This is a genomic window from Protofrankia sp. CiP1_Cm_nod2, assembly GCF_920664355.1.
Classification (GTDB): domain Bacteria; phylum Actinomycetota; class Actinomycetes; order Frankiales; family Frankiaceae; genus Protofrankia.
In genome coordinates this window covers 14,166-20,390 of record NZ_CAKKTL010000091.1, presented here as the reverse complement: position 1 = coordinate 20,390, position 6,225 = coordinate 14,166, and the positions used below count along the sequence as shown (strand labels likewise).

Here is a 6,225-nt window from a genome sequence, read left to right as displayed (position 1 = left end):
CAATCCGGCTGCACACTGGTGTTGGACGCGGTGAACCACTTTGATTCGACGCTAGAGGTTGCGTGCCGGGCGTTTCAATGGTGGTTGCGTACACCTGTGCAGGTGAACGTATACCTCACGACGGGCGACGCGGCGGGCTTCTCTCTGCACTGGGACGATCATGACGTCATCGTCGTGCAGTTAGCTGGTGACAAAGAGTGGGAGGTCCGGGGCCCGTCCCGCCGTGCTCCCATGTACCGCGACGCCGCACCCAATGTTGGGCCTCCCGAAGACGTCGCGTGGTCCGGCGCTGTGAAGGCCGGTGATGTGCTGCATATTCCCCGGGGCCACTGGCATCGGGCGAGCCGCACCGGTAAAGGTGATGGGTTCAGTCTTCATGCTACCTTTGGATTCACGAAGCGAACCGGCGTGGATTGGCTAGCTTGGCTTGTGGACCAGTCACGCAAAGAGCAGGTGTTTCGAGAGGATCTGAATCAGTCAGGAGAAGGACAAAAAGAGCGCCTAAATGAGGACGAGGCACTTATCAATGCCGCGTCGAGTCTTCTTACGTCGCATCCGCCGGCCCAGTACTTGGCATCCGTGGCGCATGCCACCTCACCAGGTCGACACGTATCCACGGTCGGCATATTTGGCCCACTATCCGCAGTCGTCTGCGTCACTGATTTTCCACCTCGAATAGAGATCCAAGGCGATACAGTGACGGTCGCAACGGCAGAGAAACGGATCATCTTCACCAGGAAAGCGATGCCGGCAATTAAGCTGCTTTTGTCGGGCAATCCTGTGCGCCTCAACTACGTATCATCCGAAACGGGGGTAGACGGCGAGCGCCTTGGGGAAGTACTAGTCAGGGAGGGCATATGCGCGGAACTAACCCCGGAACTATCCTCGGGCTATATCGGTCCGACCACAGACGACAAGTTTTAGAGCACGCCCTCACGGCTGGCATTCGATCCCTGGACACCAGTTACAACTATCAAGGATTCAACTCGCATCACATTCTCTCAAGCACTGCGGGTGATTTACTGCCCATGTTCTCCGTCTCGACAAAAGTCGGCTTCTTTCGAGAGGTCGGACGGGTAGCACACTCCCTCGCTCCCGACCGGCTTCGCCGTGCAGTGGAGGAATCAGTTTTCGATCTTGGACGTACCCCAGACGTCGTCTTTCTGCACAACCCTGAAAAGTCTCTTGTGCGAGTGGACCCCACGCACGCCCGTGACCGCTTGGATGCGGCATGCACCGCGCTGAACGAAGCGGTAGCCGCGGGCCTGTGCGCGTCGTGGGGAATATCGTCCTGGGATACGAGGCCGTTGATCCAGGTGCTTGATGATGATCCCTTCGCGAAGGCTCCCACGCCAGATGTGCTCATGATCCGCGTCGGACTGACGGTGTCGTCTGACCAGCTCGACGCTAGTGAGCGGACGGCGGAACGTCTGGGCGTCCCGCCCGACCGCCTGTGGGGCATGAGCCCGTTCGGCGGGGATGCCGCGCGTGACGTCTGGAAGAGGATTAAAGCGGCCACCTTTCTTTGTCCAGATGAACACGGCTCAAATATGCAGGCCGTCTTTCGTGCGTCATACGAGCTACCAAGAGTAACGCGAATATCCGTGAGCTCTAGCAATATAGACCACATGAGAGAACTCGTGTCAGCCGAAACACTAAAGGTTGACCCGGATCAGATCGCTCGCTATCGACAACTCCTCCGTGAGAAAATGTCTCACAGCTGAAGGTCTTCCACGAGCCTTTCGACAGCCTGGCGCGCCGGCTCGTGAAGCGGCCCTGAGTACGAGGCGGGTGCACTGACGATGTCCGCACACAGAAACAGCATCATGATCTTACCGGTCTTGCTTTCCAGTTCCTCCCTGTACTCCTGGTAGACGCGGCCGGCCAGATCGGGAATCGCCAGGCTGTTGACCCATAGGTTCGCTGGGTCCAAACCGCGCGGCGCCATTCCCCAGTCCTCCCAGTCGAGCAGTATACATTCCGGCGCTGTGAGGTTCGCCCAATTTAGGTCGGCGTGCGAGGCCGACCACTGCTCGACCATCATGTCGATCTTGCCACCAAAGACTCGGCTGATCGTCAGGTCCACCCGTGCTTGTGTTATTTTCTCGGTGTGAGGAGTAGCGCGCCGAGTGGTCGAATGTCCGGAAAGCGCGATCAGTGACGATCTCAGCGTTGCCCACCACTTCTCGGAAAGCTCGGGATAGACAGTGAGGATGCCACCGGGCTTGACCGGAGGGTCCGCGACGAAATCTGTCTCGTCGGCTCTCCACATCAGATCCTGATCGGAATCGTTCCAGGAGATGCTTTGCCTCCATTCGGGGCGAGCCACGCCATGAAGCATCGACGAGGTCTCTGTTCCGTTCCATCCCTGGCCGGTTACCTTATCCGGGGATCGAACCTCAACACGAACCCAGGTATATTTATCACTGGCGAGGCCGATTGAGCGCCGCTTGCGGACCATTGTGGTTCGATCGAGGTGGACGTCTAGTGACCGCTCGACACGTTCCAAGACACCGTCGTAGGACCCAGACCTGAGATCCAGTTTCGGGCGGACGTTCGGCAAGGTGGAAGCCCTATTCTTCTCGTAGTTCGGTCGGATTTCCTGCCCGTCCGGTCGCGTTATTCGAGTGCCACGCGGACGGGCAACGATAGTGAAGACGCGTGTGGCGTTTTCTCGGCGTGTTGCGGATGCGGTATTGGCTGTCAGGCGGTGAACTCTCCATCCGTCACACCATGAACGAACGCCGACCATTCCGCACCGGTGAAGAACAGTACGGGGCCGGTTCCATTGTCCTTACTGTCCCGTAGCGCGATAAGGCCGCCGTCAAGGAATGCAACCTCAACACATTCACCTCTGGCGTTGCTGTAGCTGCTCTTGCGCCACGCCGCGCCGGAAAGATCGTAACTGCTGTTCATGATTCGAGACTCCTAGCTCGGTCAATGAGTATCTTTGCGCTCGCGTCCCGCTCCGCCGCGGATTCCCACATCGCGCTGAACGAAGCTTCGTACTGCGCCACCTCGTGATCTTTCTCTAGATACAACGCTCCGGTAAGTCCCTCCACGTAAACCGTTGGCGGTTCCGCTGCTCGTCCGGTTCCGTTCTCGGGGAACCGAAGAACGACGAACGGTCCAGACGTGACACCCGCGTGCAGGCCGGCACTGAACGGCATAATCTTGATCGTGACGTTAGGCAGCCGGTCTACGTCCGCGATTCGTTCGAGTTGTTGGGCAAGCACTTTCGGGCCGCCCACGGGACGATGCAGGATCGACTCGTTGAGAACGATATTGAGCAGCGGTGGGTCGGTCGCTCGGGTCAGTAACGACTGCCGGGCCATGCGGACGTGAACTAGCCGGTCTATTTCGTCGTCTTCGACACCGGGTTCTTCCGCTCGGATGAGGGTCCGTGCGTACTCCTCTGTCTGGAGAAGGCCGGGAACGAGGTCCGACTGGTAGCACCAGAGGCGAGAGGCCGCCTCTTCGAGCCCGATGTACAGGTCGAGCCATGCCGGGATGACGTCGCCATAGCTGTGCCACCAGCCGCGCGCCTTGGTCTCCTTCGCGAGCCCCATCAGCGCCTCGGTCAGATCTGTAGGCGCACCGTAGATCCGGCACATGATCTCTACGTCGAAGCTTCGGAGCGAGGTCAGCCCCGACTCGATGCGCCAGATCTTGGCCTCGGACCACTCCAAGCGCCGTGCCGCCGCCCGTACGGTCATCCTCGCCTGGTTCCGAAGATCACGCAGGTACCGGCCGAGCTGACGGCGCGGCACGGTCGAGCCCGTCGTCGTGGTGCCTTCTGGCATCGCTCCTCCTTCGGTTTGAGGGTAGTCCATCACCCGAAATGAAAGACTCCTATCGCTGTTTCGCAACAATATCAACATATCTCAGATTGCATAGTGAGTCTTGCATTTTGATACCTCGTAATGTTTGACTTCTCCGTGACAGCAGGCGTGCCGAGAGTGGCCGCCTGACTCCTGTGACGTAGCAAGCGGCGTACGCCGCATCTCCCTGCGTGGCCATGGCGCCCTTCTCGACGGCGTCTGCCACGCGCTGCTGTCCGTGACACGGGCACCGCACGGGGGATGGAGGCACGGCGCGGGCTTTCCGTTGCCAATCGAATGGAGAGGGGCCATGGACGAACGCCAGTTCGTGGTGCGGGACGCGGATGGACGACCTCTTGGCGCGTTCCTTGACTGCGACACTGCTCATGAGTGGGTACATGCGCGGCTGAGGCAGGCGTGGACCTGCCTCCCACCGACTCTTGGCGATCAGGTGGCGAAGGTCAGTCGCCGTCTGTCGGACACTCGCTGCGAGCGGGTGGCGTGGGCCGAGTTCGCCGTTCTCCCGGACTGTGACCTGCCCGTCCTCGGCACGGCCGCTGACGGCATGGCGCAGGTTCGGCCCGTAGGGTGCATACGGCCGTGAGCGGCGTGATCATCGGCTGCTTGGCGACTGTGTGCGCGCTGGCTGCCGCACGGGGGTCGGTATGACTGGCGCATCCTCGGCTGTGATCCGGGTAGCCGTGGCGCACTTCCCGTCGACCGCTGCCGCCGTCCCTGACACACGCATGAGCACGGTCCGCACGCTCACGGCATGGTCTGTCGGTTCGGTCTCCGTCGACCTGGCTGAACTGGTCGTGTGCGAGCTGGCATCCAACGCCGTGAAGGCCAGTCGCCCGGATGACGTCGTGGCGCTGCGGCTGACCGTCTGCGATGCGGTGCTGACGGTGGAGATGTGGGACGCCAGTACCGTTCCGCCAGCCCGCACTGTGGCGCATCCGGACCAGGAAAGTGGACGCGGGCTGATGTTGGTGGACGCGGTGAGCCTGCGATGGGCCTGGTACCTGGCGCGGGCCGGCGGAAAGGTGGTGTGGGCGCAGCTCCCGGCCGCGATGACGCCGGCCGTCCACACCGACAGCGCTGCGGCTTTACCGAGCCGGTCACCTGCGCCCGTACCAGCTCCCGTCGCCCCGGTCACCTTCCACAACGACCCGGCCACCCTGCAACGGGTCATCGACCGGCTTCGCGGACTCGACGACTGGCATCGGCCGTCTCCCGGGCACAGCGTGAAGGACCAGCAGCACACTGGTTCCCGCCACCGTGACGTCCAGCCGGGGGCCATGCACCGATGACGATCACTCGCTCTGCCGTGCCCGAGCACCTGCGCCCCGTGGTGCTGTTGGCCAGGATGCGCGACCTGGCACCCGCGCACCAGATCGAGCAGGTGCTCGGCCTGTTCGTCCCCCCGATCGACCCCACCTCCCGCCGATGGGCCGCGCTCTGTGACGCCCTGGACACCTACGACCACGCCAACCGAACCGGAGCCAGCGACCTCACGACCGCCCGTCACCAGGTTGACGCGGCAGCCTCAGCCGTCCTCGGTCTCGCCAGCCCCCGCCCCGCGCAGGGCCTTGAGCCGGCGCCGGATCGCGGGCCACGACTGAGAGCGGATCATGGTGGATGCAGGTCACATCGTCCGGTGGATCTCTCGGCGGTGGCCGACTCCCACGATCAGGATGATGAGCTGCCCGTCCACGATGTCGTAGATGATCCGGTAGTCGCCGACCCGCAGCCGGTAGCGGTCCTCGTAGCCGGCGAGTTTCCGGACGTTCGCGTCCGGGCGGCGCGGGTCGTCCCCGAGCGGGGTAAGGGCCCGCAGGATTGTCAGCGCGGCCGGTTGCGGGATGGCCCGTAGCTGCCGGACCGCCCGTTCGCGCCACCGGAACGCGTACTTCACGCGACGCCCTGGTCGGGCTCGTCCTCGAAGATCGCGGCGATGGCCTCGGCCATGCTGTAGGTGGGGGCGTCGGGGTTCTCCGCCAGGTCGCGGTCGGCCTCCCGGGCGAAGTACCGGTCGACGGCGTCCTCGAGAGCGTTGAAATCCTCGATGGGGACGACCGCGGCCACGGCTTGGCCGTTGCGCGTGATGACGGTGGGTGTTCCGCTCTGGGCGCGCGTGATGACCTCGGCGAAATGGGCGCGGGCATCCCTTGCGCTCAGCTCGTTCTGGCTGTCGTCCACACCGGAAGCGTACCCGAAATTGTGTACACACGAAGCCGTCACCGCCGCTCCGACACACTTGTGTCGATCTTCTCTGGTAGTTAGCGCTCACCGCCCCACCCCGTCGATGATCTACGATTGCGTGTCCTGGATCTTTATGTCACCGATCGTTGTGTTCGCGGTCGGTCTGCTGGCGGTCGGTCTTGGCGGCGAGGACGGCGTCGTA

Annotated in this window: 8 protein-coding genes; 3 read left to right on the top strand and 5 right to left on the bottom strand. The window is 62.5% G+C overall.

The window, feature by feature from the left end:
- Both NBW84_RS12210 and NBW84_RS12205 read left to right on the top strand, forming a co-directional pair.
- The coding region (locus tag NBW84_RS12210) for a cupin domain-containing protein (RefSeq protein ID WP_250284633.1) at window positions 1-924 on the top strand (924 nt) is incomplete at its 5' end.
- Window positions 858-1,724 carry an aldo/keto reductase gene (locus NBW84_RS12205; RefSeq protein ID WP_250284631.1) on the top strand — a complete coding sequence of 289 codons (867 nt, stop codon included), beginning with the start codon at window positions 858-860 and terminating at the stop codon, window positions 1,722-1,724. The genes NBW84_RS12210 and NBW84_RS12205, both read left to right, overlap by 67 nt.
- Here NBW84_RS12205 and NBW84_RS12200 read toward each other — a convergent pair.
- The 3 genes from NBW84_RS12200 to NBW84_RS12190 form a co-directional block, all read right to left on the bottom strand.
- The gene (locus NBW84_RS12200; protein ID WP_250284629.1) at window positions 1,715-2,461 is read right to left on the bottom strand and encodes a hypothetical protein; all 747 of its coding nucleotides are present in this window, start codon (window positions 2,459-2,461) and stop codon (window positions 1,715-1,717) included. The two genes, NBW84_RS12205 and NBW84_RS12200, sit on opposite strands and share 10 nt — an antisense overlap.
- Before the next feature lie 242 nt (window positions 2,462-2,703).
- Window positions 2,704-2,916, bottom strand: coding sequence for a DUF397 domain-containing protein (locus NBW84_RS12195; protein WP_250284627.1), 213 nt, complete (start codon window positions 2,914-2,916; stop codon window positions 2,704-2,706).
- Complete coding sequence (locus NBW84_RS12190) at window positions 2,913-3,803, bottom strand: helix-turn-helix domain-containing protein (protein WP_250284626.1); 891 nt, start codon at window positions 3,801-3,803, stop codon at window positions 2,913-2,915. Before NBW84_RS12190 ends, NBW84_RS12195 begins: the two co-directional genes overlap by 4 nt.
- A gap of 683 nt (window positions 3,804-4,486) precedes the next feature.
- Between NBW84_RS12190 and NBW84_RS12185 the strand changes: the two genes are divergently transcribed.
- Window positions 4,487-5,131: an ATP-binding protein gene (locus NBW84_RS12185; protein ID WP_445548700.1), complete on the top strand. Its 645-nt coding sequence runs from the start codon at window positions 4,487-4,489 to the stop codon at window positions 5,129-5,131.
- A gap of 335 nt (window positions 5,132-5,466) precedes the next feature.
- On the opposite strand, the gene NBW84_RS12180 is transcribed toward NBW84_RS12185, so the two are convergent.
- Both NBW84_RS12180 and NBW84_RS12175 read right to left on the bottom strand, forming a co-directional pair.
- Entirely contained in the window at window positions 5,467-5,736 is a 270-nt protein-coding gene (locus NBW84_RS12180) for a type II toxin-antitoxin system RelE family toxin (protein ID WP_250284624.1), read from the bottom strand.
- Window positions 5,733-6,062 carry a type II toxin-antitoxin system Phd/YefM family antitoxin gene (locus NBW84_RS12175; RefSeq protein ID WP_250284623.1) on the bottom strand — a complete coding sequence of 110 codons (330 nt, stop codon included), beginning with the start codon at window positions 6,060-6,062 and terminating at the stop codon, window positions 5,733-5,735. Before NBW84_RS12175 ends, NBW84_RS12180 begins: the two co-directional genes overlap by 4 nt.
- Between the last annotated feature and the right edge of the window lie 163 nt (window positions 6,063-6,225).